Source organism: Lentzea sp. NPDC058436 (assembly GCF_042721515.1).
GTDB lineage: Bacteria > Actinomycetota > Actinomycetes > Mycobacteriales > Pseudonocardiaceae > Lentzea.
Map to the genome: position 1 here is coordinate 1 of NZ_JBHXLF010000031.1, position 24,621 is coordinate 24,621.

At 69.2% G+C, this 24,621-nt stretch carries 26 protein-coding genes and 1 tRNA gene; 10 read left to right on the plus strand and 17 right to left on the minus strand.

Annotated features, from left to right (window positions below; translation table 11 throughout):
- Nucleotides 1-451: 451 nt before the first annotated feature.
- From ACFWN2_RS43510 to metG, 3 genes are all read right to left on the minus strand, one after another.
- Nucleotides 452-1,861, minus strand: coding sequence for a transglycosylase family protein (locus tag ACFWN2_RS43510; RefSeq protein ID WP_382436549.1), 1,410 nt, complete (start codon nucleotides 1,859-1,861; stop codon nucleotides 452-454).
- A gap of 303 nt (nucleotides 1,862-2,164) precedes the next feature.
- Nucleotides 2,165-2,959: a TatD family hydrolase gene (locus tag ACFWN2_RS43515; protein WP_382436550.1), complete on the minus strand. Its 795-nt coding sequence runs from the start codon at nucleotides 2,957-2,959 to the stop codon at nucleotides 2,165-2,167.
- Between the two features lie 26 nt (nucleotides 2,960-2,985).
- Nucleotides 2,986-4,779: a methionine--tRNA ligase gene (metG, locus tag ACFWN2_RS43520; protein WP_382436552.1), complete on the minus strand. Its 1,794-nt coding sequence runs from the start codon at nucleotides 4,777-4,779 to the stop codon at nucleotides 2,986-2,988.
- Between the two features lie 54 nt (nucleotides 4,780-4,833).
- Between metG and ACFWN2_RS43525 the strand changes: the two genes are divergently transcribed.
- The 3 genes from ACFWN2_RS43525 to ACFWN2_RS43535 are packed head-to-tail and all read left to right on the plus strand — an operon-like array spanning nucleotide 4,834 to nucleotide 7,079.
- Entirely contained in the window at nucleotides 4,834-5,385 is a 552-nt protein-coding gene (locus ACFWN2_RS43525) for a PadR family transcriptional regulator (RefSeq protein WP_382436553.1), read from the plus strand.
- Nucleotides 5,386-5,443: 58 nt separating this feature from the next.
- Complete coding sequence (locus tag ACFWN2_RS43530) at nucleotides 5,444-6,376, plus strand: ATP-binding cassette domain-containing protein (RefSeq protein ID WP_382436554.1); 933 nt, start codon at nucleotides 5,444-5,446, stop codon at nucleotides 6,374-6,376.
- The gene (locus ACFWN2_RS43535) at nucleotides 6,366-7,079 is read left to right on the plus strand and encodes an ABC transporter permease (RefSeq protein ID WP_382436555.1); all 714 of its coding nucleotides are present in this window, start codon (nucleotides 6,366-6,368) and stop codon (nucleotides 7,077-7,079) included. Before ACFWN2_RS43530 ends, ACFWN2_RS43535 begins: the two co-directional genes overlap by 11 nt.
- On the opposite strand, the gene rsmI is transcribed toward ACFWN2_RS43535, so the two are convergent.
- Entirely contained in the window at nucleotides 7,071-7,916 is an 846-nt protein-coding gene (gene rsmI / locus ACFWN2_RS43540) for a 16S rRNA (cytidine(1402)-2'-O)-methyltransferase (protein ID WP_382436557.1), read from the minus strand. The two genes, ACFWN2_RS43535 and rsmI, sit on opposite strands and share 9 nt — an antisense overlap.
- A gap of 24 nt (nucleotides 7,917-7,940) precedes the next feature.
- Between rsmI and ACFWN2_RS43545 the strand changes: the two genes are divergently transcribed.
- The gene (locus ACFWN2_RS43545; protein WP_382436558.1) at nucleotides 7,941-9,479 is read left to right on the plus strand and encodes a dolichyl-phosphate-mannose--protein mannosyltransferase; all 1,539 of its coding nucleotides are present in this window, start codon (nucleotides 7,941-7,943) and stop codon (nucleotides 9,477-9,479) included.
- Here the strand turns inward: ACFWN2_RS43545 and ACFWN2_RS43550 are convergent.
- Both ACFWN2_RS43550 and ACFWN2_RS43555 read right to left on the minus strand, forming a co-directional pair.
- Nucleotides 9,466-10,125, minus strand: a complete 660-nt coding sequence (locus ACFWN2_RS43550) for a hypothetical protein (protein WP_382436559.1) — start codon at nucleotides 10,123-10,125, stop codon at nucleotides 9,466-9,468. The genes ACFWN2_RS43545 and ACFWN2_RS43550 overlap by 14 nt on opposite strands.
- Entirely contained in the window at nucleotides 10,115-10,636 is a 522-nt protein-coding gene (locus ACFWN2_RS43555) for an RNA polymerase sigma factor (protein ID WP_382436560.1), read from the minus strand. Before ACFWN2_RS43555 ends, ACFWN2_RS43550 begins: the two co-directional genes overlap by 11 nt.
- A gap of 64 nt (nucleotides 10,637-10,700) precedes the next feature.
- On the opposite strand from ACFWN2_RS43555, the gene ACFWN2_RS43560 reads away from it, so the two are divergent.
- The gene (locus ACFWN2_RS43560) at nucleotides 10,701-11,294 is read left to right on the plus strand and encodes a hypothetical protein (protein WP_382436561.1); all 594 of its coding nucleotides are present in this window, start codon (nucleotides 10,701-10,703) and stop codon (nucleotides 11,292-11,294) included.
- Between the two features lie 306 nt (nucleotides 11,295-11,600).
- On the opposite strand, the gene ACFWN2_RS43565 is transcribed toward ACFWN2_RS43560, so the two are convergent.
- The 6 genes from ACFWN2_RS43565 to ACFWN2_RS43590 all read right to left on the minus strand — a co-directional run bounded on the left by ACFWN2_RS43565 (nucleotide 11,601) and on the right by ACFWN2_RS43590 (nucleotide 17,820).
- Nucleotides 11,601-12,992, minus strand: coding sequence for a hypothetical protein (locus tag ACFWN2_RS43565; protein ID WP_382436562.1), 1,392 nt, complete (start codon nucleotides 12,990-12,992; stop codon nucleotides 11,601-11,603).
- Between the two features lie 98 nt (nucleotides 12,993-13,090).
- Nucleotides 13,091-15,103 (minus strand): protein kinase, encoded by a 2,013-nt coding sequence (locus ACFWN2_RS43570; RefSeq protein ID WP_382436563.1) that lies wholly within the window; start codon nucleotides 15,101-15,103, stop codon nucleotides 13,091-13,093.
- 255 nt (nucleotides 15,104-15,358) lie between these two features.
- A complete protein-coding gene (locus ACFWN2_RS43575) occupies nucleotides 15,359-15,913 on the minus strand; it encodes a hypothetical protein (RefSeq protein ID WP_382436565.1) in 555 nt (184 codons plus the stop codon).
- Nucleotides 15,914-15,981: 68 nt separating this feature from the next.
- Nucleotides 15,982-16,356: a cupin domain-containing protein gene (locus ACFWN2_RS43580; RefSeq protein WP_382436566.1), complete on the minus strand. Its 375-nt coding sequence runs from the start codon at nucleotides 16,354-16,356 to the stop codon at nucleotides 15,982-15,984.
- A gap of 95 nt (nucleotides 16,357-16,451) precedes the next feature.
- Complete coding sequence (locus ACFWN2_RS43585) at nucleotides 16,452-17,174, minus strand: hypothetical protein (protein WP_382436567.1); 723 nt, start codon at nucleotides 17,172-17,174, stop codon at nucleotides 16,452-16,454.
- 64 nt (nucleotides 17,175-17,238) lie between these two features.
- Entirely contained in the window at nucleotides 17,239-17,820 is a 582-nt protein-coding gene (locus tag ACFWN2_RS43590) for a TetR/AcrR family transcriptional regulator (RefSeq protein ID WP_382436568.1), read from the minus strand.
- A gap of 94 nt (nucleotides 17,821-17,914) precedes the next feature.
- Between ACFWN2_RS43590 and ACFWN2_RS43595 the strand changes: the two genes are divergently transcribed.
- Nucleotides 17,915-18,676 (plus strand): oxidoreductase, encoded by a 762-nt coding sequence (locus tag ACFWN2_RS43595; protein WP_382436569.1) that lies wholly within the window; start codon nucleotides 17,915-17,917, stop codon nucleotides 18,674-18,676.
- A 73-nt stretch (nucleotides 18,677-18,749) separates the two neighbouring features.
- On the opposite strand, the gene ACFWN2_RS43600 is transcribed toward ACFWN2_RS43595, so the two are convergent.
- From ACFWN2_RS43600 to ACFWN2_RS43620, 5 genes are all read right to left on the minus strand, one after another.
- Nucleotides 18,750-18,822: transfer RNA gene (locus tag ACFWN2_RS43600), tRNA-Ala, on the minus strand.
- A gap of 59 nt (nucleotides 18,823-18,881) precedes the next feature.
- A complete protein-coding gene (gene glpR, locus ACFWN2_RS43605; RefSeq protein ID WP_382436570.1) occupies nucleotides 18,882-19,595 on the minus strand; it encodes a gephyrin-like molybdotransferase receptor GlpR in 714 nt (237 codons plus the stop codon).
- A 155-nt stretch (nucleotides 19,596-19,750) separates the two neighbouring features.
- Nucleotides 19,751-20,404 (minus strand): GNAT family N-acetyltransferase, encoded by a 654-nt coding sequence (locus ACFWN2_RS43610; RefSeq protein ID WP_382436572.1) that lies wholly within the window; start codon nucleotides 20,402-20,404, stop codon nucleotides 19,751-19,753.
- A complete protein-coding gene (gene glp / locus ACFWN2_RS43615; RefSeq protein WP_382436573.1) occupies nucleotides 20,401-21,624 on the minus strand; it encodes a gephyrin-like molybdotransferase Glp in 1,224 nt (407 codons plus the stop codon). The genes ACFWN2_RS43610 and glp overlap by 4 nt, the downstream gene beginning before the upstream one ends.
- Before the next feature lie 17 nt (nucleotides 21,625-21,641).
- Nucleotides 21,642-22,526, minus strand: a complete 885-nt coding sequence (locus ACFWN2_RS43620) for a UTP--glucose-1-phosphate uridylyltransferase (RefSeq protein ID WP_382436574.1) — start codon at nucleotides 22,524-22,526, stop codon at nucleotides 21,642-21,644.
- 38 nt (nucleotides 22,527-22,564) lie between these two features.
- On the opposite strand from ACFWN2_RS43620, the gene ACFWN2_RS43625 reads away from it, so the two are divergent.
- The 4 genes from ACFWN2_RS43625 to mscL all read left to right on the plus strand — a co-directional run bounded on the left by ACFWN2_RS43625 (nucleotide 22,565) and on the right by mscL (nucleotide 24,619).
- Nucleotides 22,565-23,131, plus strand: coding sequence for a 5-formyltetrahydrofolate cyclo-ligase (locus ACFWN2_RS43625; protein WP_382436575.1), 567 nt, complete (start codon nucleotides 22,565-22,567; stop codon nucleotides 23,129-23,131).
- 94 nt (nucleotides 23,132-23,225) lie between these two features.
- A complete protein-coding gene (locus tag ACFWN2_RS43630) occupies nucleotides 23,226-23,555 on the plus strand; it encodes an FmdB family zinc ribbon protein (RefSeq protein WP_382436576.1) in 330 nt (109 codons plus the stop codon).
- A gap of 72 nt (nucleotides 23,556-23,627) precedes the next feature.
- Entirely contained in the window at nucleotides 23,628-24,182 is a 555-nt protein-coding gene (locus ACFWN2_RS43635) for an SAF domain-containing protein (protein ID WP_382436577.1), read from the plus strand.
- The gene (mscL, locus tag ACFWN2_RS43640; RefSeq protein WP_382436578.1) at nucleotides 24,182-24,619 is read left to right on the plus strand and encodes a large-conductance mechanosensitive channel protein MscL; all 438 of its coding nucleotides are present in this window, start codon (nucleotides 24,182-24,184) and stop codon (nucleotides 24,617-24,619) included. Before ACFWN2_RS43635 ends, mscL begins: the two co-directional genes overlap by 1 nt.
- Nucleotides 24,620-24,621 lie beyond the last annotated feature (2 nt).

The following is a 24,621-nucleotide window of genomic DNA, read 5'->3' on the forward strand; positions in this document are numbered from 1 at the left end:
GCCCCGCGCCGCCCAGCCCCGCGCCGCCCAGCCCCGCGCCGCCCAGCCCCGCGCCGCCCAGCCCCGCGCCGCCCAGCCCCGCGCCGCCCAGCCCTGCTCCACCCAGCCCTGCGCCGCCGGGGTGCCTACACGCCTTCCCCGCGCCGCCAGCCCTGCCCCACCCAGCCCCTGCCTCACCCGGCCCTGCCCCGCCGGGGTGCCGACACGCCTTCCCCGCGTCACCGTGGCGGGTGCGCTCCCCCAACCTCTCCGCACCCAACCTCTCCGCACCCAACCTCTCCGCACCCAACCTCTCCGCACCCAACCTCTCCGCACCCAACCTCTCCCGCCCCGCCGCCCCACACCCCGCCGCCACACACCCCGCCGCCCCGCAGCGCCCCCGCCCGGAGACGACGAAGGCCGCCCTGGCGTACCAGGACGGCCTCGGTCTGGGGACGGAGAGGGAGAGCGTTTACGGCAGGCCGAGCTTCGCGCGGCAGCCTGGCCAGGCGCCGTACGTGCCGCCTGCGCGGTCGCGGAGCTTGGTGGCGATGGCGATCTGCTGCTCGCGGGTGGCCTGGTGCGGGAGCTGCGCGAAGGCGGTGCCGCCGTGCGCTGCCCAGGTGCTGGCCGAGAACTGGAGGCCGCCGTAGTAGCCGTTGCCGGTGTTGATGGCCCAGTTGCCGCCCGCCTCGCACTTGGCCAGGCGGTCCCACACCTCGCCGTCGGGGAGGGGCTTGGTGCCGACGGTGATCTTCTTCGGCTTCGGCTCCTTGGTGACCTTGCCGCCGATCTTCTCGCGGCTGATCTCCTTGCCGTTCTTCACCGTCACGCGGTACTGCGAGGTCTGCTCGCCGGGGGCGCCGGGGTCGGTGACCTTCTGCTCGCCCGCGTTCATGTTCGGGTCGTTGGTCTTCTCGACCGGCGGGGCGACCGGCTCGTTCACGTTGATGACCGTGACGCCGGTGCGGGAGATGTAGACCTCGGCGCCGGTCGCGATCTTGACGTCCGTGCCGGACGAGACCGCGTCCTCCGGGCCGAGGGTGAGGTTCTCGGCCTTGAGGAGCTCGTCGACGGTCAGGGCGGTGGTCTTGATCTCGCGGACCGGGTTCGCGCCGTCGAACAGCTTGACGAGCTTGCTGGTCTTGACCTCGAGGTTCATGCCTTCGAGGGGGATGTCGTGCGAGCCGGGCATCGACATCCACGCGCCTTCGAGCGGCACGCCGAGCTGCTTCGCGGCTTCCTCGACGGTGATCGAGCGGACCCAGTCCTCGCGGGCCTGGCCGTCGACGCTCGTCTTGAGCAGGCGGCCGCGGTCGAGGCTGATCTTGCCGCCGTCGGAGATCGGGGCGTTCAGCGACGGGGACAGGGCGTCGTGCTCACCGACGACGATGCCTTCCTCCGCCAGGACCTCGCCGACCGTGCCTTCGTACGAGTGGACGGTCTGCAGTGCGCCGTCGACCTCGACCGTCAGCGACTTGTCCATCGCCATCGCGGTCACGCCGCCGCCGGAGATCGACACGAGGACGGCCGCGACCGCGCCCTTGAGGAAGCGGCGCTTCCACGTCGAGGCGGCCTTGACGACGACCTGCGGGTCGCGCTGTTCCTCTTCCTCCGACGGGAGGACGAGGGGCGGCATGATCGTCGTCTCGGCGTTGATGAGACGGATCAGCTCGTCGACGTCGACGTTCGCGGAAGCGAGCAGGTCGTCCGCATCCGGGCCGAGCACCTCGAGCACGTCCGCGGGCGTGATGGTCAGCGCACCGGCGGGAAAGCTCGGGTGGGGGTCAACGACGCCAACGGCGGTGCCGCCGACCGGCGTGAACCAGTCGGTGTCGTCGTTGAAGTCGTACGGAGCGGCAGTTCTGTCGCTACCAGACATCAGGGTCGATACCTCCATTGCGGAAGCTTTGAGGCCACCGCACAGTTGGCGTTGACAAGATCATTCGAGTTGGAACTCGAAATTCCCGGCAACTCCTCCTACGTGGTCTCGCTTCTTCGCGCTTCTGGCTTCGGTCCCGCCCCGACTGCGGGCGTGCTCCGAACCGACAACATCGGCTCAGGTGGCACGGTCACGGGACAGTAACGGGGTGAGGCACGTTGCGCAAACACCCCCACCGATGTTGTGACGTCAGTCACCCCATGGGGGGAGGAACCCTGTACTCCGTTCGCTCTACGTCGCATTTCAGTGGTCAAGCCCGAACACTCGTTGAGCAGTACGGGTGACAGCGGCGCAGAGTTCAGAAAGATCTTCGCCACGCAGCGTAGCGAGATCCCGAACTGTGTAATTCACACAATAGGGTTCGTTCGGACGCCCCCGGAACGGATGAGGCGTCAGGAACGGCGCGTCCGTCTCCACCAGGAGCTGGTCCTGGGGCACGAGTTGGGCCGCTTCCCGCAGAGCGCGCGCGTTCTTGAACGTCACCGGGCCCGCGAACGACAGCACGTACCCCGCGTCGACGCACCGGCGGGCGAAGTCGGCGTCGCCGGAGAAGCAGTGGAACACCACAGTGGACGGTGCGCCTTCCGAGGACAAGATCTTGAGGATGTCCTCGTGCGCGTCCCTGTCGTGGATCATCAACGGCTTCCCGACGCGCTTGGAAAGGTCGATGTGCCAACGGAAAGCCTCGTGCTGGGCGGCCGGCGGCGAGTAGTCCCAGTAGTAGTCCAGACCGGTCTCGCCGATCGCGACCACACGATCCATGGAAGCGAGACGCTCCAGTTCGGACTTCTCCGCGTCACCGAACGAAGCGGTGCGCGTCGGGTGCACGGCCACCGCCGCGTAGACCCGCGGGTCCCAAGTGGACGCCTCGGCGGCCCACTGAGCGGCGGCCAGGTCGTCCGCCACGGTGATCACGTGCGAGACGCCGGCGGCCTCCGCCCGGTCGAGCAGGACCGCCACGTCCGCCGCGTTCGAGGCTCCACACGCGTCGAGATGGGTGTGGGCGTCGATCACCGGTGCCGGAAGAGCTTCCGGCACCGGCGGTCGTTCGCGCTTGTCCGCCACTAGTCGGTGACGATCGGAGCCCACTCGGGCCCGACCTCGCCCAGCTTCGCGTCCAGCTTCGTGAAGAGCGGGGACGGCTTCTGCAACGGCCGGCCCACCTCCAGCGGCGTGGACTCCCACTTGGCCTGCTCACCGGCGTAGTCACCGGTCAGCACCGGGTACGAGCGCTCGGGGATGTCGAGGTCGGTGACCTCGTTCATCTGCGGCTGTGCGGCCCACACGCCCGTGCCGCCCAACGCCTCGTGCACCTTCTGCGCCGAGTGCGGCAGGAACGGCGTCATGAGCGTGTTCGCGTCCTGCACGACCTGCAACGCCGTGTGCAGCACCGAGTCGCGGCGGTCCGGGTCGTCCTTGAGCTTCCACGGCTCCTGGTCGGACAGGTACTTGTTCGCCAGCGAGATCACGCGCATCGCCTCGCCGGAGGCCTGCTTGAACCGCGAGCGGCGCAGGTGCGCACCGACCGTGTCGAACGCCGCCTTGGACTGCGCGAGCAGCTCGTGGTCGGCAGGCGTCAGAGCGGTGGCCTTCGGGATGGCGCCGACGTTCTTGTGCGCCATCGAGACCGAGCGGTTGACCAGGTTGCCCCACTCGTTCGCCAGCTCGAAGTTCGTCCGGCGGACGAACTCCTCCCAGGTGAAGTCCGTGTCCTGGTTCTCGGGGCCCGCGACGGAGATGAAGTACCGCAGCGCGTCCGGCCCGAACTCCTTCAGGAAGTCGCCGACGTAGATCACGGTGCCGCGCGACGTGGAGAACTTCGAGCCGCTCATCGTCAGGTACTCCGACGACACGACCTCGGTCGGCAGGTTCAGCGTGCCGAACCGGCCGGCCTCGCCGCCCTTGTCGCCCGCGCCGTTCTGCCCGAGCAGCAGCGACGGCCAGATGAGCGAGTGGAAGACGATGTTGTCCTTGCCCATGAAGTAGTAGCCCTGGGCGTCACCCGTCCAGAACTCCTGCCACGCGTCCGGGTTTCCGGAACGACGGGCCCACTCCACGGACGCGCTCAGGTACCCGATGACCGCGTCGAACCACACGTAGAACCGCTTCATCGGCTGGTCGCTCCACCCGTCGAGCGGGATCGGCACACCCCAGTCGAGGTCGCGGGTGATGGCGCGCGGCCGCAGGTCCTTGATCAGGTTCTGCGAGAACTTGAGCACGTTCGGACGCCACTCGGAGCGCGTGCCCATCCACGAGCCCAGCGACTCGATGAACGAGGGCAGGTCGAGGAACAGGTGCTCGGTCTCGATGAACTTCGGCGTCTCGCCGTTGATCCGGGACCGCGGGTTCTTCAGGTCGATCGGGTCGAGCTGGTTGCCGCAGTTGTCGCACTGGTCGCCGCGCGCGCCGTCGTACCCGCAGATCGGGCAGGTGCCCTCGATGAAGCGGTCGGGCAGCGTCCTGCCGGTCGACGGGCTGATGGCGCCCATCTCGACCTTGGGGATGACGTAGCCGTTCTTCCACAGCGCGGAGAACAGGTCCTGCACCACCTGGTAGTGGTTGCCGGTGGTGGTGCGGGTGAAGAGGTCGTAGGACAGGCCGAGGCCCTGCAGGTCACCGGCGATGACGCGGTTGTACTTGTCGGCGAGCTCGCGGGCCGTCAGGCCCTCCTTCTCGGCCTGCACCTGGATGGGTGTGCCGTGCTCGTCCGTGCCGCTGACCATGAGCACCCGGTGTCCGGACATCCGCATGTAGCGGGAGAAGACGTCGGACGGGACACCGAAACCGGAGACGTGACCGATGTGCCTGGGGCCGTTTGCATAAGGCCAGGCCACCGCGGTCAGTACGGAGGCACTCATGGACATAGCCTACGGAGGCGGTGCCAGGGGGTTTTCACCGAGTGGGAGGTCGGATTGTCCGCGACCAGGATGCTGGTGCTCGGCGTGGTCAAGCTCGTCGGCGAGGCGCACGGTTACGTGGTGCGCCGCGAGCTCAAGTCGTGGTCGGCGGACAGCTGGGCCAACGTGCAGCCGGGTTCGATCTACCACGCGCTGAAGGCGCTGGCCAAGGACGGACTGCTGGAGCCGGTCGGCGTCGAGTCCGGCGAGGGCCCCGCCCGCACCACCTACAAGATCACGCCCGCCGGTGAGCACGAGCTGGACGACCTGCTCGGCCACGCGCTCGCGAACCCGGCCGCGGGCAACGACGAGGTCTCCGCGGGCGTCGCGATGCTCAACCTCGTCCCCCGCAGGCAGGCGGTCGTGCTGCTGAAGAACCGGCTGGCTGGCCTCGAAGGCCAGCTCACGCCCACCAGGCACGGCGTCGAGTCGATGCCGGACATGGGCAAGCCCGCGCACGTCAGCGAGCTGTTTCGACTGTGGCTCGTCCACCTCGAAGGCCAGGTGCGCTGGACTCGGGAGTTGATCGAACGGCTGGAGGCCGGTGCCTACGACCTGAGGGACTAGTCAAACTTGATTAGTTCCCGCTAGCCTCTAGTCAAAGTTGACTAGAGGGGGTTCGAGCATGATCGAGGCACGCGGCCTCGCGCGCCGCTTCACCACCAAGGCCGGTCCTGTGGACGCCGTGCGCGGGGTTGACTTCGACGTCGCCGAGGGCGAGCTCGTCGGGTTCCTCGGCCCGAACGGCGCCGGCAAGTCCACGACGTTGCGCATGCTCACGACGCTGCTGCGGCCAAGCGCGGGCGGGGCGGTGATCGCCGGGCACGACCTGCTGACCGACCCCGCGGGCGTGCGCCGCAACATCGGCTACGTCGGTCAGAAGGGCGGCGGCGGCCTGGACCAGCGCGTCGGTGACGAGCTGGAGTTCCAGGCCCGCTTCTACGGCCTCTCCAAGCACGAGGCCCGCACGAAGGTGGCAGGACTGCTTGACCGGTTCGACCTCCAGGGCCTGGAGAAGCGCGGGATCGTGACGCTCTCGGGCGGCCAGCAACGCCGGCTCGACATCGCGATGGGCATGCTGCACGACCCGCGCCTGCTGTTCCTGGACGAACCGTCCACGGCGCTCGACCCGCAGAGCCGCCGCAACCTGTGGGACCACATCAAGCAGCTCAGGACCGACGGCGTCACGGTCTTCCTGACCACGCACTACCTGGACGAGGCCGACTTCCTGAGCGACCGGCTGCTGGTCATCGACCACGGCTCGATCGTCGGCGAGGGCTCACCGGACGAGCTGAAGCACCGCGTCTCCGGCGACCTCGTCGTGCTCGGCACGCCCCAGGCGACGCTCGTCGCCACGAAGTTCGAGAACGCCGCTGTCGACGGCGAGAAGGTCAGCTTCCGCATCCCGAACGGCGACCGCGCGTTGCCGTCGTTGCTCAAGGACCTCGACAACATCGGCGTCGAGCTGCACTCCGTCCAGGTGCACCGGCCGACGCTCGACGACGTGTTCCTGACCATGACCGGTCGCTCGTTGAGGGAGGAAACCAGTGCTGCGTGACACCTGGCTCGTGTTCTCGCGCGTGATGCTGCCGGTGCTGCGCAACCCGGTCGCGATCGTGTTCGGGCTCGCCCAGCCGTTGCTCTACCTCGGCCTGTTCGGTCCGCTGCTCGGCGACACCGGCTGGCAGTGGTTCGTGCCGGGCCTGCTGGTGCAGATGGCGTTGTTCGGGACGGCCTACGCGGGCTTCTCGCTGCTGCCCGAGGTCCGCACGGGCGTGATGGAACGGCTGCGGGTCACCCCGGTCAGCCGGGTCGCGCTGCTCGTCGGGCGGGTCGGCAAGGACGTGGTGCTGCTGGTCGTGCAGAGCCTGCTGATCATGCTGGCCGCGATGCTGTTCGGGTTCAGGGCCTCGGCGGGTCAGATGCTGCTCGGGCTCGGACTGGTGGCGTTGCTGGGCATCGCCATTGGATCCGTGTCGTACGCGATCGCGTTGAAGGTGAAGCTGGAGTACGTCTTCGCCTCTGTGCTGTCAGCGACCATCGTGCCGTTGATGCTTCTCAGTGGCGTGCTGCTGCCCATGTCGAACGGCCCGCAGTGGCTCTACTGGCTGTCGCGGATCAACCCGCTGGCGCACGTGGTCGACGCCGAGCGGTCGATCTTCAACCCCGGTTCGGCGCTCTACGGGCTGATCTCGGTGGTGGCGTTGGTGCTGGTCGGCGTGTTCTACGGCGTGCGGACGTTCAACAAGGAGTCAGCTTGACTTGATCGCCGCGTCGTAGAGGGTCTTCTTGCTGATCCCTGCCGCCTCCGCGACCTCCGCGGCGGCCGACTTCATCCGCTCCCCGTCGGCGACGCGCTGCCTCACCTCGGCGACGAGCGTGTCGAGGTCCGGCGTGTCCGCCACGGGAGCGGGACCGAGCACCACGGTGATCTCGCCGCGTGCGCCTTCCACGGCCCACTCGGCGAGCTCACCGAGGGTTCCGCGCACGACCTCCTCGTACTTCTTCGTCAGCTCGCGGCACACGGCGGCGCGGCGGTCAGGCCCCAGCACTTCGACGGCGTCCTGCAACGTGTCCGCGAGCCGGTGGGGTGCCTCGAAGAAGACGACGGTGCGCTGTTCGGTGGTCAGAGGGGCGAACCAGCGCTTGCGCTCGCCGGACTTGCGCGGCGGGAAGCCGTCGAACGCGAACCTGTCGCTCGGCAGGCCGGACAGCGCCAGCGCCGTCGTGACCGCGGACGGCCCCGGCAGGCACGTGACCGTGAGGTCCTGCTCGACGCACGCGGCGACGAGCCGGTAGCCGGGGTCGGAAACGGACGGCATTCCGGCGTCCGTCACGAGCAGCACGGTCTGGCCGCCGTGCAGCGATTCGAGCAGTCCGGGAAGGCGCCCGACCTCGTTCTGGTCGTAGAAGCTGATCACCTTGCCGGACGGCTTGACCTGCAACGCCGCCGCCAGGCTGTGCAGCCTGCGGGTGTCCTCGGCGGCGATGACGTCCGCCGTCTCCAGGGCCTCGATCAGGCGCGCGGAGGCGTCGCGGATGTCCCCGAGTGGGGTGGCTGCCAGGACGAGACGGCCTGAACCGGATACAGGACTCACAAGCTTCACCCTACGATCGGCGGCGTGACAGTCCTCGTGCAGCCAGGAGAGGCGCCCGTCGTCGTCGAGGAGCCGCGCACGGATCGTGCGGCCGCGCTCGACCCGCCTCCGTCCGGAGACCGGTTGCGCGGATGGCTCATGACGGCCGTCGTGACGCTGATCGGTGCCGTCGTGCGCTTCTGGAACGTCGGGTATCCGACGGACAAGGGCACGCCGATCTTCGACGAGAAGCATTACGTGCCGCAGACGGCGCAGGTGCTGCGCAACGGCGGTTACGAGGACAACCCCGGCTACGAGCTGATCGTCCACCCGCCGCTCGCGAAGCAGCTGATGGCGATCGGCCAGGAGCTCTTCGGCTACGACGGCATCGGCTGGCGGTTCGCCTCGGCGCTCGCGGGCGCGATCACGATCCTGCTGATCATCCGGATCGCGCGCCGCCTGACCCGTTCGGACCTGCTGGGCGCGCTGGCCGGCGTCCTGCTCATCGCGGACGGCGTCTCGCACGTCCAGTCGCGGATGGGCATGCTCGACATCTTCCTGGCGCTGTTCGTGGTCGCCGCGTTCGGCTGTCTGGTCGTCGACCGCGAACAGGTGCGCGCGCGCCTGGCCGTGGCCGTGCGCGAGGGGTTCATCAACAACTCGGCGTTCGGGCCGTGGCTGGGCTTCCGCTGGTGGCGCTTCGGCGCGGGCGTGATGCTCGGTGCGGCGTGCGGCATCAAGTGGTCGGGCATCTGGTACATCGCGGCGTTCGGTCTGCTGACCGTGCTGTGGAGCGCGCTGGCCCGCCGTGCGGCCGGCGTCGAGGAACCGTGGCTGGGCGCGCTGGCGAAGGACGTGCTGCCGTCGCTCGGCGGTCTGGTCGCGATCCCCGTGCTCGTGTACATCGCGACGTGGTTCCCGTGGATGGCGAGCGAGACCGGCATCGACCGGCACGTGGTCGGAGGCAAGGTCCAGGACGTCTCGTACATCCCGGACGTCCTGCAGTCGCTCTGGTACAACGCGAAGAACGTCTACAAGTTCCACGTCGAGCTGGTCACCTCGGAGACCAACCGGCACCCGTGGGAGTCGAAGCCGTGGACGTGGCCGATGGGCCTGCGTCCGATGCTCTACTACTACGACAACTCCGTCACGGGCTGCGGCGCGGCGTCGTGCCTCGGCGCGATCATGCTCATCGGCACGCCCGCGATGTGGTGGCTCGCGTTCCCGGTGATCGGCTGGGCCCTGTTCCGCACGATCGGCCGCATGGACTGGCGCTACGCCGGCGTCCTGGTCGGCTACGCCGCGGGCCTGCTGCCCTGGTTCCTCAACCTCGACCGGCAGATGTACTTCTTCTACGTCACGCCGATGGCGCCGTTCCTGGTGCTGCTGATCGTGCTGGCGCTGGGCGAGATCCTGGGCCGCCGGACGGCCGGTTCCGAACGCCGTGGCACCGGGCTGCTGGTCGTGGCGTTGTACGTGGGCATCGTGGTGGCGAACTTCGTGTGGCTGTGGCCGATCCTGAACGGCAACCCGATCACACCGGAGATGTGGCAGCAGCAGCTGTGGCTGCCTAGCTGGCGCTGATCTCCAGCGCCCGGTCCCTGGTCAGGTCGCCTTCGAGTCTCATGGTGACCTGACCTCGTTGCCAGAGCAGGGTTTGCCCTGCCTTCTGCGGCTCCTCGGTGTGCCACGCGCCGTCGCGGTCGATGTAGAAGAACACGTGCGGGTACGGGATCCAGATCTTGTCGTTGATCTGCTCGACGCCCTCGCCGTGGACGAGCTTGCCGACGGTCGAGCTGATCGTGCCGTCGAACTGGTCGAGCCTCAGGTCGCCGTAGTGCAGCGTGACGAACCGTCCTTCGTGGACGGTGACCCTGTCGGGCGTGCCGAGGGCCTGCGGCAGGTGGATCTCGAACGGCATCTGCCTGCGAGCCTGGTCGAGCGCCACGTCCTGACTGGGCAGCGGTGGAGCGACCGACTGCGGCGCCTCGGTGCGGAACTCGACGCCGGCGAACTCCAGCAGCTGCTGCACGCCCGCCCGCACCGCCGGGGACACCGCGAACGCGATCGCGAACGCCGTGACAGCCGCGATGACCGCCTGGAGCCAGCGGTTTCTCCTGCGCGGCGCGTTGATCCTGGTGAGCACCGCCGCCGTGACGTCCGGCGGCTCCGGGACGTGGAGGTGCACGGCGAGGTCGCGGAGGGCGGCCTCGGTGTGATCATCGGTCATGGGCCACCTCCTCCAGCATCGGGCGCAGCTTGGCGAGCGCGCGGGACAGCCGTGACTTCACGGTTCCCTTGGCGAGGCCGAGGGTCTGGGCGGTCTCGGCTTCGCTCAGGTCCAGCAGGTACCGGCACGTGACGACCTGTCGGTCGTGCTCGTTCAGGCTCTGCACGGCCTTGAGGAGCTTCGCGCGGGAGTCGTCCACGAGCGTGCCGGGGTCGTCGTGGTCGACGGTCTCCGTGATGGTCGCGAGCCTGAGCTCCACCAGGTTGCGCCGGCGCCTGCCGCGGTGCAGGTTCTTGGTCTCGTTGGCGACGATCTTGAGCAGCCACGGCTTGAAGTCGAGGCCCTCCTTGAACGTGCCGAGCTTCCGGTAGGCCTTCACGAACGCCTCCTGCACCACGTCACCGGCGTCCGCACCCGCCCCGAGCAGGTAGGCCGTCCGGTGCGCGAGCGCGGTGTGGCGGGCGACCAGCTCGCCGTAGGCCGCCTGGTCACCTGCGATCGCCCGTGCCACCGCGTCGTCCGTGATGCCCTCTCTACACCGGGAACCCCGAGTCGGTTCCCGGTGTATCCGCGTCATGAGAATTCTCTTGCTGATGTGCGCGTTCCTGCTGATCGGCGCACCCAACGCGCACGCGGGCGCGTGGGCCGTCACGTACGTCGACCCGGTGCCGTCGATCCAGCCCTCGGTGACCCACACGGTCGGCTACTGGGTGCTGCAACACGGCACCCACCCGTTCGCCGGCAACCTCGACAAGACCGGCCTGCGGTTCCGCGACGGCACGAACGAGCGGGTGTTCGTCGGCGTCCGGCTGGGCGAACCCGCGCACTACGCCGTGACGTTCAGCCTGCCCGCCGGCACGTACGAGGTGTTCGGCGTGCAGGGGATCTTCCCCGACCACCCGCTGGGCACGCTGACGGTGCCGGGCACGTTGCTGATCAAGCCGGTGGACCCGCAGATGGTGCAGGGGACGGTGGACGGCCCGTCGCCGTGGCAGGAGATCGCACCGCCTCTGCCGACCACAGCGGTCTCCGCCGCACCCGAACCGGCCGCCGCGGTGGAGCCGTCGGGAAAGCCCTTGCCCGTGTGGATCGCGGGGCTGGTCGTCGCCGGCGCGGCGGGGGTGTTCCTGCTGCTGCGCAAGAGGTTGCGGCCTGCTGCCAGAAGGTGAGTGGTGAGGCGATCGGCGGAAACCGCCTCACCACTCTTCGCGTGGCATCCCGTGAGATGCCGAGGCTTCCGGGTGGACCACGACCTAGGTCGTTGAACGATGAAGCACCGTTACCGACCGGTTCGACGTTCACCCGGTTCGCCTAGGGCCTGTGTCGAAGTCCGGTTCGATGAGAGTCGCGCTTGAGGCGGTTCCTGGTGGTGCGGCCGGAACGGCCGCGTACCGGTGTTGTACGTGGGCGTTCCGGCCGTGCCGCCAGGGGCCGCCTCGGGCCCGGCTATCGCGGACCGGACTTCGACACAGGCCCTAAGCGTCGACCGGGACCTCCTGCACGGGCATCGGTTGCGGAGCGTGGAGCTCCGGTCCGTCCTGGGACGAGGGCGCCGTCGACACGAGCGCCACCGGGACGTCCGCGGGCGGCACGAACGCGGCCTCCGCCCGGATCTTCGGCGGCGTGGCGGACCACGGCTTGAGGTTCTGCACGATCTCCTCGTAGAACGACGACACCGCGTTCAGCACCGAGTCGATGAACGAGTTGCGCCCGGTACCGCGCTTCGAGCCCATCGGCACCGAGATCTCCACCCGGAACCCTCGGATCTCCTTCTGCGGGTCCGCGATGAGCAGCGCGGGATTCGCGCGGGCGGCGCCCAGCAGTTCCGACGCACCCGCTCCCCTGCCGTGCGCCACGAACGCCTCCAGCCGAACCGAGTCCGGCGCGTTCTTCAGCTGCCGCAGCAACCAGTTGACCCGCGTCGTCGCACGTCCCTCCCTCGGGCCCTCCACGTCGACACCGCAGATGACCCTGCCGGCGCGCAGGTCCGCGACCACGTGCAGCGTGCCGACGGTGTCGGGGATGCGGATCCCGCCGGCCAGCCTGCCCTCCGCCACCAGTTGCCCGAGCTGGCGGGAGAGGCGGACCTGCGGCTCGGCGAGGTCCTTGCGGGACAACGCGGGCGTGACGTCCGTGCCGAGGCGACGGCCGAGCTGCAGTCCGGCGAACCGGAGCAGCGCCTCGAACCGCAGCACGACGTCGGGTGCGGTCTTGTCGGTCGCCCGCAGCGTGCGGGCCTCCACCGCGTCACGCAGCGGAACCCACGACTGCCCCATGTCCTCGAACGCCATCGCCCCTGACCGCGGATGTTCGAGGTACCTGATCAGCTCACCGAGGATCCACGCCTGCTCGGGGTCGGCCACACCCCGGTGCTCCTTCTGCATCACGGCCTCGCAGAGCACCTCGCTCCACGACCAGTGGTGCAGCGCCACCTTCTTGAGCTTCTTGCGGTCCACCGGCGTCGGGTGCTGACCGGGCAGCGGCGAGATCTCGTTCGAGATCGTGATGACGGCGTCGAACCCGAACTCCCGCGCGACGTCGAGGTAGTTCTCCAGCTGCTCGACCTGGAGCTCGTTGGACCCGGTCTTCACCTCGACCAGGGCGGTCCACGACCTCTGCCCGCGCGTCACCCTGACCAGCCCGTCGGGGATGAGCTTGCGGCCGTCGAGCTCGAACGGGACCTCGATGAAGGTCTGCACCGCGGCGGCGGGGGCGCCCAGCGGCTGGGTCAGCGCCCGGCCGAACTCGCGGACCGCCGACATGACGGCCAGCAACGCCGACGTCGCTCGTCGTTCCTGTTCTTCGGCACCGTTGATCCCCGAGGTCGGAATCAGGCGTGCGGCATGCCAACTCTCTTCAGCGGTCATGGTTCCCTCGCATGGCGGCTTTGCGGTCAGGAAACAACGCTGTCGTCGTTTTGCCCTTTTCGACCGTTAGCCACCCTGCGAGGGTTCACCCGGATCGCCTACATCGGCATGTGCCTCGTGGGCGGCGGCGTCGGCTTGCTGATCATCTTCGTGACCGGGCCTTCCTTGCTCATGCCCTGCTGGTCGAGGAACTGCGACAGCTGACCGCGCACCTGGGCGAGCGACGGACGGCGCTTCGGTTCCGGGTCCATCGCCGCGAGCAGGAGCCGGGCGTGCGCGCTGTTCTGCGGCAGCTTGGTGATCGGTTCGCCCTGGGCGGCGGCCATCAGCGAGGAGATCGGGTTCTCGCGGGAGCCGCGCGGCGGGTGACCCGTCAACGCGTACGACACGGTCGCCGCCAGCTGCCACGAGTCGGACGCCGGGGACGCCGTCTCACCTCGTGCCGTCTCCGGGGCGAGGAAGTCCGGGGTGCCGACCATCATGCCGGTGGCGGTGAGGGTGCTGTCGCCCTTGGAGCGGGCGATGCCGAAGTCGATCAGGTGCGCGGTGCCCTGGCCGTCCACGATCACGTTGGACGGCTTCACGTCGCGGTGCAGGACGCCGCGGTCGTGCGCCGCCGCCAGCGCGTCGGCCATGTTCAGCCACAGGCGGGCGGCGAGCTTGTCGTCGATCAGACCGTTCTTCAGCACCGTCTCGGACAGCGACGCGCCCTCGATGTACTCCATCACCAGGGCCAGGCCGTCCGGGTCCTGCACGATGTCGAACACGCGCACGCAGTTCGGGTGCCGGACCGCGGCCAACGCACGCGCCTCGCGGAGCATGCGCGCCTCGGTCTCGTTGTCCGGCGCGTGCGCGAGCTTCACCGCGACCGTGCGGTCGAGCTGCTCGTCGACGGCCAGCCAGACCGTGCCGAAACCGCCGGAACCGAGCTGGCGGACGCGGCGGAACCGGCCGTTGCCGGGGTTCCAGACCTTGCCCGACTTCTGCACGGGCGCGGGCGACTCGGCGTTCGCCGCGCCGGGACCGAACGGCAGCGGGCCAGGCGTGTCCGCGAGCACCGCCGGGTTCGACGGCTGCGGAGCCGGGGCCTTGGGCTGGGGCAGCACCTCAGCGACGCGGGTCGGCGGGTACTGCCGCGGCGGCGGCTGGTTCTGCGGGTGGCCCGAGGGCTGCGGCTGCGGCTGGGTCACCGGGCGCATCGGCCGGTTCATCGGCGCCGGCTGGTACTTCGGCACCTGCGCCGGCTGGTACGGCGGCGGGTTCTGCGGTGAGTTCTGCGAGTGCTGCGGCGGGTTGTGCGGAGGCTGGTGCGCCGAGGCGTTGATCGGCTTGGTCGCGGCCTTCTTCTGCGGCTGGCCCTGCGGGAGCTGGTTGTTCTGGGGCTGCGGCGTGCGCGCCACCGGCTGCGGTGGCTGGTTCTGCGAGTTGCGGTCCTGGGACCGATCGCGGCCGGGGCGGTTCAGCATGGCGGTAGTCAACCCGAAAATCCGCACGACGATTGACCCGATTACAGCAATTGGCAGAAACCCGAGGAGCACATGGCCCACAAGGGTCACGGGGAATGCCGACGTCGTCACGAGCAGTACCAGGAACATCGGCCAGAACACCCGGCGCGGCCAGTTCGGCCCGAGCCGGAACGCCGAACCCGACTGCAGCATCACGAACAGCAGGCACAGCAGCGCGAGCGCCACCGTGACACCGGCGGCGGCCAGGAACAGCGGCTGCGCCGTCGGCTGCTTGATCACGCCCAGGACCGAAGGGGCGTTGATGAGGTAGGCGCCCTGCGAGAACGTGCCGAAGCAGGTCGCCTCGTCCAGGGAGTCGGCCCCGATGATGTCGCGACCGGCCAGCCCCTGCACGGTTCCGCGCATGATCAACCACGGCAGCACCAGACAGCTGGCGACGCCGAGCACGGTGAAGATGGCACCGGTGACGGGACCGTAGGAGTTGCCGACCACGCGGCGCACCGCGATGGACAGCAGCGCCCCGATCGTCGGGAACAACCCGAGCACCGCACCGAGCGCCGTGGTGGTCCACACCCAGTCACCGGGGCAGACACTCGCACCCACGAAGCCGTGCAGCCACGTGAGCAAGGACTCAGCGAGCCCCACGACTCACACCACCCCTTTCGAGATCACCCCCAGCCTAGGTGCCTTCTCAGCCTACGGTGCGTGATTGGTCTGCGGTTGATCCCACAGCAACCCTTTCCATGATCACCGCGTCGTCCCCCCGTCCACCGCGCGTTGGGCCTCTTGGCTCTTACACGTTGCGATGGACGGCTCCGTTGACCGAAGTCGTCAGCGGTGCACGATTCGTTATCGACGGCAGCACGAACGGACACCCGGCGAACGGGTGGAGAAACGGCCTCAGCCGGCGTGAACGCGGTGGTCGGAGACGGTGCGGGAGCTGCCGTGGCCCGCTGATCCACCGGCGGTCCTCACCACCGGATCGGGTGCCGCGGGCAGGTCGCCCAGCCCCGCGATGAACTCGACGGCCCACCGGTGCCGCGCGGCCGGGTCGCGCTCGACGTAGGAGTCGCCCAGGCCGTAGGTGACGGGGCGGGTGTTCTGGCCGTCGCGCATCTCGACGGTGATCCGCGAGCCGAGCTCGCCCTTCTCACCGGGTGCGCACTCCAGTTCCAGCCGGGCGCGGATCCACTGCGGCTCGGTGGCCGGGTCCGCTTCGAGCTCCTCGGAGACCGCGGTGCAGGAGGTGCCGTGCGCGCGCAGGGTCATGGTCGCCCGGAAGACGACGAGCTCACCGGCCGTGCAGCCGGTGAGAACGCGCGCTTCTACTGCTGTCTCCGTGCTGGAGACGACGGGACGGGCGGCCGTGCACCGGGCGGCGTGGGCTTCGGTCGACGCCGCTGCACCGCTGGAGGTGACGGCCACGAGTAATAACGCGGCGACCACAGATCTCATGAGAGAAAACTATTTGTGGACGCCGCGTTCTTCACCCAACTTCACCCCATAGATGGGTGAGCACGCAATTAGTCGTGGTCGTGGTCGTGTTCCGGCGCGAACGGCTGGTAGACGTAGAACATCGTGACCGGCTCATCGCCCGCGACCGTCTCGTGGTCGACGCCCGGCGGCACGAACGCGTACGAGCCCGCCGTCGCCTCCACACCGCCGATGCTGACGGTGCCGTCGACGACCCACGTGTGCTGCGTCGCCGACGGGTGGTTGTGGCCGACGTCGCGTGCGCCCGGCGCCATCTGGATCAGCCCGACGATCGTGTCGCCGCTGGGGGACTTCCACAGCAGCCTGTTCTGCAGCCGTTCGTCGCCGTGCAGCGGGAACGCCTTCAGCTGGGCTAGGGCTTCGGCGGACAGGACCGTGACCTTGTCCTGTGGCGCGTCGCTCATGGGTACAGCCTTTCGCGGGAGCCGAACGAGCTTACGGCCGTTATATAGACGAAAGTGCCGTCCGCATTACGACGGACGGCCTGGAATCGCTCAGCTCAGCCGCACGCGGCCTCGGTGTTGAACAGCAGGAACGACACGAGCTTCCCGTCGGCGAAGTGGAAGCTCAGCACGAAGCCCTTCCGGTCGGGCACCGGCACCTCGAACATCTTGTGGTCGGTGCCGGTGGCGTTCGGGAACGCCGCCTTGACCTGGTCGACCGTGGCGCCCTTGCCGAGGTCCTTCGCCGCAGTCGCGCCCGGCGGGGGCAGGATCATCTTGATCTGGTCCCCGGCGAACAACACGCCACCGTTGGCCTCACGCGCTTCGGCCCGGTCCGCGATGCGCTTCGTGGACTCCACGGTCAGCTGCACCACCTTGTTGCTCGCCTCGGCCGACGCCGCGAGCCGCTCCGCCGACGCGGCGTACTCGGCGGCACCCGCGTTCGGCCCTGGCTCCGGCCCGATCGCCGCCTTGGCCGCGTCCGCTTCCTTCTGCGCTTCAACGATCTTCTGCTCGAGCGCGTCGTCGTCGGCCACCTGCTTCGGGTCGGCGGCGGGCGCGTCCCTGTAGCGGTAGTCCTCGCAGTTGTCGGTCTTGCCGGCGCCCGTGGCCGCGAGCTCACCGGTGGCGAGTGCGTCCTGTTTGGACATTCCGGGCTTCAGCTTCCCCCAGCCCGAGACGTCGAAGTGCTTCTCCTGCGGCGCCGCGGGCTGGTCCGCCTGACCCGGCGAGCACCCGACGGCGGTCAGAGCCGTCCCCACGACGAACAGAGCTTTCAATCCCCCAAGGATGTTCACGCGCACAAGGTATCCGGCCGCGCGACGAAGGCCGAACGCGTTTCCGCTACCGGCCCCAGATGGCGTCGAGGGCCGTGTCGACGGCCTCGATCAGCCGGTCGAGGGGTTGCCCGGCCCTGTCCCGCACCCGCAGGCCGACGACGGTGGTGAAGAGGAGTTCGGACCAGCCCTGGACGTCGATCTCGCGCGTGATCTCGCCCTCGGCGACGGCCTTCCTGAGCAGGTCCGCGATCGCGGCGGTGTTGCCGTCGAACGCCGCGTGCACCCGCTTGCCGGCCGACGTGTCGCCGGTGCCCAGTTCGGCGGCGGTGTTCACCATCAGGCATCCCCAGGCGTGGTCCTGTTCGTCGTTGATCATGTGCACCAGCCACCGGCGCAGCACGGAGCGCACGCTGCCGGAGCCGGTGGTGATCTCCGCGGTGCTCTGGTCCTGACCGGCCTGGTAGTCGTCCAGCGCCCGCAGGAACAGCGCGTGCTTGTCGCCGTAGGCCCGGTACAGACTCGACGGGTTCAGGCCCATCGCGGCTCCCAGGTCCCGCGTGGACGTGCCGTGATAGCCCTGGCGGCGGAACACTTCCGTCGCCTTCCGGACTGCGTCGTGGTCGTCGAACTGACGGGGACGTGGCATGTCTCATCCTAACCACGAGTTGTGGATCGATCGCTCCCGTACTACGGTCGAGACAGATGGGGAGCGATCGCTCCCGAACTAGCCGAGGAGTGTCATGCCGAACAACGTCGCCGTGGTCAGCGGGGGAACCAAGGGGATCGGCGCCGCTGTCGTCCAACGCCTGCTCAAGGACGGCTACGAGGTCGTCACCGGGTCGCGCTCGGCGTCACCGGAGCGAACGGACGACCTCACGGTCGTGCAGGCCGACCTGGCCACCGCCGAGGGCGTCCAGCTGCTGGCCGAGGCCGCCCGCGAACGCGGCAGGGTGTCCGCCCTGGTGAACAACGTCGGCCAGTACGGCTTCCGCGCCTCGTTCCTCGACGTGAGCGACGAACAGTGGGAAGCCGGGTTCGCGATCAACGTGATGTCCGCGGTCCGGCTCAGCCGGGCACTGCTGCCCGACCTGCTCGCCGGCGGCGGCGCGATCGTCAACGTGTCCTCGATCAACGCACGCCTGCCGTTCACGGGAGTCGTCGACTACTCCGCCCACAAGGCCTCGATGTCGAACCTGACCAAGGCCCTGTCGGAGGAGTTCGCCGCGCGGGGCGTGCGGGTGAACACCGTGTCCCCCGGCCCCGTGCGCACCCCCGGCTGGACGGACGAGGGCGGGACCGTCGACTGGATGGTCGCCCAGTCCGGCGCCACCAGGGACGAGGTGCTGAACCACGTGGCGCCCACCGACATGGGCGTGACACTTGGCCGCATGGGCGAGCCCGAGGAGGTCGCGGCCGCCATCGCGTTCCTGCTCGGAGACGAGGCGGCCTGGATCACCGGCGCGGACCTCGTCGTCGACGGCGGCGCGATCAAGACCGTCTGACTCCGCCATTTCGACGACGGCCGCGCAGAAACGAAAAGGCCACCCGGAATCCGGGTGGCCTTTTCGTTTTGAGTGGAGCTGAGGGGAATCGAACCCCTGACCTTCTCGATGCGAACGAGACGCGCTACCAACTGTGCTACAGCCCCTTGCTGTCTTACGAAGAGAACTATAGCAGTCCCGGAGGGGGTGTTTTCACCACCCCCACCTACGCCCCGACAGCGCCCCGGTACCTCAACGACTCCACTCCGTCGAGCTCCACGAAGACCGGGTCCTCGTCGTCGGAGTCGACCGGAATGGTGCCCGGACGCACGTGGTGCTCGAAGCGCGGCAACGGCGGCAGCGCGGGCCTGTCCTCGACGACCTCGACCCTGGTGGTCTCGGCCTCCTCGGCGACCTGCACGGGCTCGGGGTCGGCGGCGGGAGCCTCCTGCTGCTGCGGACCCGTCGCACGGCGGCGGCGCACCTGCTGCAGGCGGGCCAGGCGGCGCGCGCGGATCTCCTCCTCGATCCGCACCTGCCGGCGCAGGTACGTGAGGTAACCGACGAGGACCAGGTCGAGCGCGGCGTGGCCGTACCAGAGCTTCGCGAAGAAGACCCCGGCGACGATTCCCGACGCCACGGCGGCGACCAGCAGGAGCGCCACCACTCTGCGGCGGAACGCGTACTTGGCCTGCGCGACCAGCGCGGCGGTCTCCGGGTCGTAGCCACCGCGACCACGCCGGAACGGGCGCTCGACGTACTCCTCCTCGTCGAAGTAGTCGTCGTCGATGTCGTGGATGTCGTCGTACTCGGCGTCCGGCATGGCGTCGTACTCCTCCCCCACACTGCGCGCACTCTCCTGGCGCTTGCGGGCCATCATGGGGACGAGGACCACGAGCCAGGCTATGACCAGCGCAACGATGATCAGCGAACTCGGCATTCCCCGTTCACCTCCCCCGGCCCACGCGTGGTGCTGTCACCACGCTAGTCACAACAGTCACACCTGTGTCGGAGGCTCGCCGACTGCCGTGCGTACGAAAGTGTGGTCTATCACCCACTTTTGGGTGAAGTGATTAGGACAAACGGAAGCAATCGTCAGGGAAGACGGGCCTCTCCGCGTGCGATCAAACGGCGCACTAGGCCATCCGGGACCTCTTCGGTCGTGAGCGCGAAGCAGAGATGGTCGCGCCACTGTCCTGCAACATCCAGATAACGCTTGAAGAGACCCTCTTCGCGATAGCCGGACTTCGTGAGCACACGGATCGAGGCGCCGTTCTCGGGACGCACAGTGGCCTCAAGCCGGTGCAGACCGGCGTCGCGGAAGGCGTGGTCCGTGAGCAGGGCCACAGCGGCCGTGGCGACGCCGCCTCCCGCCCGGTCAGCGGCGACCCAGTAGCCGATCCACGCGGACAGCAGCGAGCCGCGCACGATGTTGCCGACGGTGATCTGCCCTGCGACCTCGCCGTCCACCAGGATCATGAACGGCAGCGTGGTGCCGCGCCTGGCCATGCCGCGCAACGACGACCACTGGGCGGGCCAGGACCACGCCGCGTTGCGCTCGTCCCAGCCCTCCTGCGCCGTGGGCTCCCACTGCTCCAGGTAGGCGCGGTCGCGGATGCGGAGCTTCGACCAGCGCGACCCGTCGAACAGGCGCGGGCCGCGCAGCTCGACGGTTCCCGCGCGCACCTGGAGAGGCCCCAGCCGGACGGGCCAGCCGGGGTGTCTGCCCAGATCGGCGAAAACGCTCATCCACGCTGCGCTAGGAAGCTGACCAGCACCTCTTCGCCGACGGAGACCTCGGTGACGTCCTCGTCGACCATGATCAGGCAGTTGGCCTCGGCCAGTGATGCGAGCAGGTGCGACCCGGACGTGCCGAGCGGCTGCACCAGGTACTCGCCGTTGTCCGCGTCGCGCAGCAGCTGGCCGCGCAGGAAGCCCCGGCGGCCCTTCGTCGACTGCAGCGGCGACAGCAGGCGTGCCGACACCGCGCGGCGGTACGGGTTCTTCTTGCCCAGCGCGGCCCTGATCAGGGGCCTGACCAGCACCTCGAACACCACGAGCGCGCTCATCGGGTTCGCCGGCAGCAGGAACGTCGGCACGGCGTCGGGGCCGAGCCTGCCGAAGCCCTGAGCGGAGCCGGGGTGCATCGCGACGCGGCTGACGTCCATGTCACCGAGCTCCGTGATGGCCGCCCTGACCTCGTCGCCGATCGTGCCGCCCACGCCACCGGCGATGACGACGATCTCGGAGAGCAGCAGCCTGCCCTCGATCACCTCGCGCAGCCGGCGCGGGTCGGCGGACATGATGCCGACCCTGCTGACCTCGGCGCCCGCGTCGCGTGCGGCGGCGGCCAGCGCGTACGAGTTCACGTCGTAGACCTGGCCCTGGCCGGGCGTGCGGTCGACGTCGACGAGCTCCTCGCCGAGCGAGATGACCGAGACGCGCGGCCGTGGGTGCACCAGCACCTTGTTGCGCCCGACAGCGGCCAGAAGACCCACCTGAGCAGCACCGATGGACGCGCCGCGGCGCACGGCGACGTCGCCCGTCTGGACGTCCTCGCCGGTGCGGCGGACGAACCCGGCGGACGGCACGCTGCGGTTGACCGTCACCTTGGCCTGGTGGCCGTCGGTGTAGCCGAGCGGCACGACCGCGTCCGCCAGCGTCGGCAGCGGGGCGCCCGTGGCGATCCGGACGGCCTGGCCGGGCTGCAGCCGCCGCGGCTGCCGGGAGCCGGCCGGGATCTCGCCCACGACCGGCAGCTGCACCGGGCTCGCGTTCGCACCGGACACGTCGACGCTGCGCACCGCGTACCCGTCCACGGCGGCCTGGTCGAAGCCGGGCAACGCGCGTTCCGCGACGACCTCCTCCGCGCAGAGGAGGCCCTGCGACTCGGAGATCGCGACTCGCACGGGTGCGGGCCGCACCGCGGCCGCGATCACCCGAGCGAGCTGCTCGTCAACTGACCTCATGTGATTGGTCCTCGCGCTCAGGAGTTGTCGAGGCGTTCCCGCAACCACTCGCGCAGATCGGGTCCGTACTCCGGGGTGTTGAGTGCGAAGTCAACCGCAGCCCGCAGGAATCCGGCGGGATTGCCGAGGTCGTGTCGCCCGCCGCGGTGGACGACGACGTGCACGGGGTGACCCTCGTTGATCAGCAGCGCGATGGCGTCGGTGAGCTGCAGCTCGCCGCCGGCGCCCGGCGTGATGCGCTTCAGGGCGTCGAAGATCGCCCGGTCGAGGAGGTACCGGCCGGCCGCCGCGAACGTCGACGGCGCGTCCTCCGGCTTCGGCTTCTCGACCATGCCGACGACCTGCTTGACGTCGTCGCTGCCGGTGTCGCGGACGTCGAACACGCCGTACGCGGAGATCTGCTCGCGCGGGATGTCGAACGCCAGCAGGACGCTGCCGCCCTTCTCCTCGCGGACCTTGGCCATCTTCTGGAGGGCGTCGTTCGGCAGGATGATGTCGTCCGGCAGCAGCACCGCGACGGCCTCGTCCTCGCCGGTCAGGTTGCCCTCGGCGCACCCGACGGCGTGGCCGAGTCCGAGCGCCTGCTCCTGGATCGCGGTCTCGGCCTTGATCAGCTTCGGCGCCCGCTGGATCTTCTCGACCAGCTCGGTCTTGCCCTTGGCGGTCAGCGACTCCTCGAGGTCGGGGTTCTCGTCGAAGTAGTTCGCGACCGAGGCCTTGGTCGGCGACGTCACGATGACCAGCTTCTTCGCACCGGCCTCGGCCGCCTCGCGCGCCACGTACTCGATGGCGGGGGTGTCGACCAGGGGCAGCAGTTCCTTCGGCACGGCTTTGGTCGTGGGGAGGAAACGGGTGCCCAGACCGGCCGCGGGCACGATAGCGGTGTGGAAGGCGCTGCTCATGGGCAGCGATGCTAACGACATACCGAGGGATACCCACCATGACGTCCGATCTTCGTGACCGGAAGGCCACACTGCGTTCACGGTTGCTGGCCGCGCGGCGTTCCCTGTCCCCCGAGGTCCGCGCGCTGGAGGCCGCCGCGTTGGCCGCGCACGTCGCCGCGCTGGATCTTTCACCTGATCAGACGGTGTGCGCTTTTCTGCCGGTCGGGTCGGAGCCCGGTGACGCCTCGTGGCTCGACGGGCTGCGGTGCCGGGTGCTGCTGCCGGTCGTGACGGGCGCGTCGCCGTTGGACTGGGCGGTGTTCGAGGGAGCCTCGGGGCTGGCGCCCGCCGGCTTCAGGCTGCTGGAACCGACCGGTCCCCGGCTCGGCGCCTCGGCGATCGCTGGAGCCTCGCTGGTGCTGGTGCCCGCGCTGGCGGTCTCGGTGTCCGGGGTGCGGATCGGAAAGGGGCAGGGGCACTACGACCGCTCGTTGCCGCTGGTCAAGGCGCCTCTGGTCGGCGTCGTGCGGGACTGCGAGGTGCTGTCGGAGGTGCCCGGCGAGCCCCACGACGTGCGGATGAACGGCGTTCTGACACCCTCGGTCGGGCTGCGGTGGCTGTGACTTTGACCGGGGGTGTTTGCGCTCCGGGAAGGTCCTGAGCGAAAATCGTGTTGGCACTCACAACGGTCGAGTGCCAGAGCTAGGAGCAGACCCAGTGCCTACGTACCAGTACGCCTGCACCGCGTGTGAGCACCGGTTCGAGGCTGTGCAGTCGTTCAGCGACTCCTCCCTCACCGAGTGCCCGGAGTGCTCGGGCAAGCTGCGCAAGCTGTTCGGCGCCGTCGGCGTCGTGTTCAAGGGCAGCGGTTTCTACCGCACGGACAGCCGTTCGGGCTCGTCGAAGAGCACGTCCGCGTCGTCGTCCTCCGAGACGAAGTCCTCGTCCTCGGACGCGAAGTCCTCGGACACCAAGTCCACCTCGTCGTCGGCTTCTTCCTCTTCGGACTCGAAGTCGTCGAGCGCCCCGGCGGCCGCGGCCTCCTGAAGATCGCGAGTTGTCCACAACTTGCGGCTGAACCCCGCTTGACATGCCTCCGACCGCCCTACGGTCGGAGGCATGACCCTTTCCACGTCCGTCCTCGACCGACTCCGCTCCCTGTCGCGCCGCCGCCCTTCTCCCACGTGGCGCCGCGTCCTGGCCCTGGGCCTCGCCCTGGTAGCCGTGTCGACGTTCTTCTGGCCGGACGTGGGCCATCCCGCCGTCGTCGCCTCACGTGACCTGCCCGCCGGCACCCCTCTGACAGCCTCCGACGTCCGGGTCGTCTCCCTCGCCGCACCCCTGCCCGGCTCGTTCCCCGGCTCCGACGCCGTGGTGGGCCGCGCGCTGTCGTCCCCAGCGCGGGCAGGCGTCCCGCTGACCGACTTCGACCTCTCCGACGTGGCCGCCGACCACGCGTCGGTGGCCGTCCGCGTGGCTGACCAGGGCCTGGCCGCCGTCGTCAGGCCAGGCGGCAGGGTCGACGTGGTGTCGTCGTCCGGCGAGGTGGTGGCGGAGAACGCGGCGGTGCGGGAGACGCACGGCCAAGTCGTCGTCCTCACGTTGCCGAGACTTAATGCAACTCGTGTGGCCGCGATGTCACTGGATCATGCATTAGCCGTTACTCTCCGCTGATGCTGAAGGGATTCAAAGACTTTCTGATGCGCGGAAACGTCGTCGACCTGGCCGTGGCCGTGGTCATCGGCGCCGCGTTCGGTGCGATCGTCACCGCGTTCACCACGAACATCATCAACCCGCTGGTGGCGCTGTTCGGCGGCAACAACGTCGAAGGTCTCGCGTTCAAGCTCATCGAGGCGAACGAGAAGACGAAGATCGACCTGGGCGCCCTGATCACCGCGATCATCAACTTCGCGATCGTCGCGGCCGTCGTCTACTTCATCTTCGTGCTGCCGATGAACAAGATCAAGGAACGCCGGGAGAAGGGCATCGAGGCGGGCCCGTCCGAGCCCACCGACGTCGAGCTGCTCAAGGAGATCCGCGACCTGCTCGCCGCACAGCAGAACAACCAGCCGCAGTCCACGGCGCCGGACCGCCGCGGTCCAGCGATCTGATT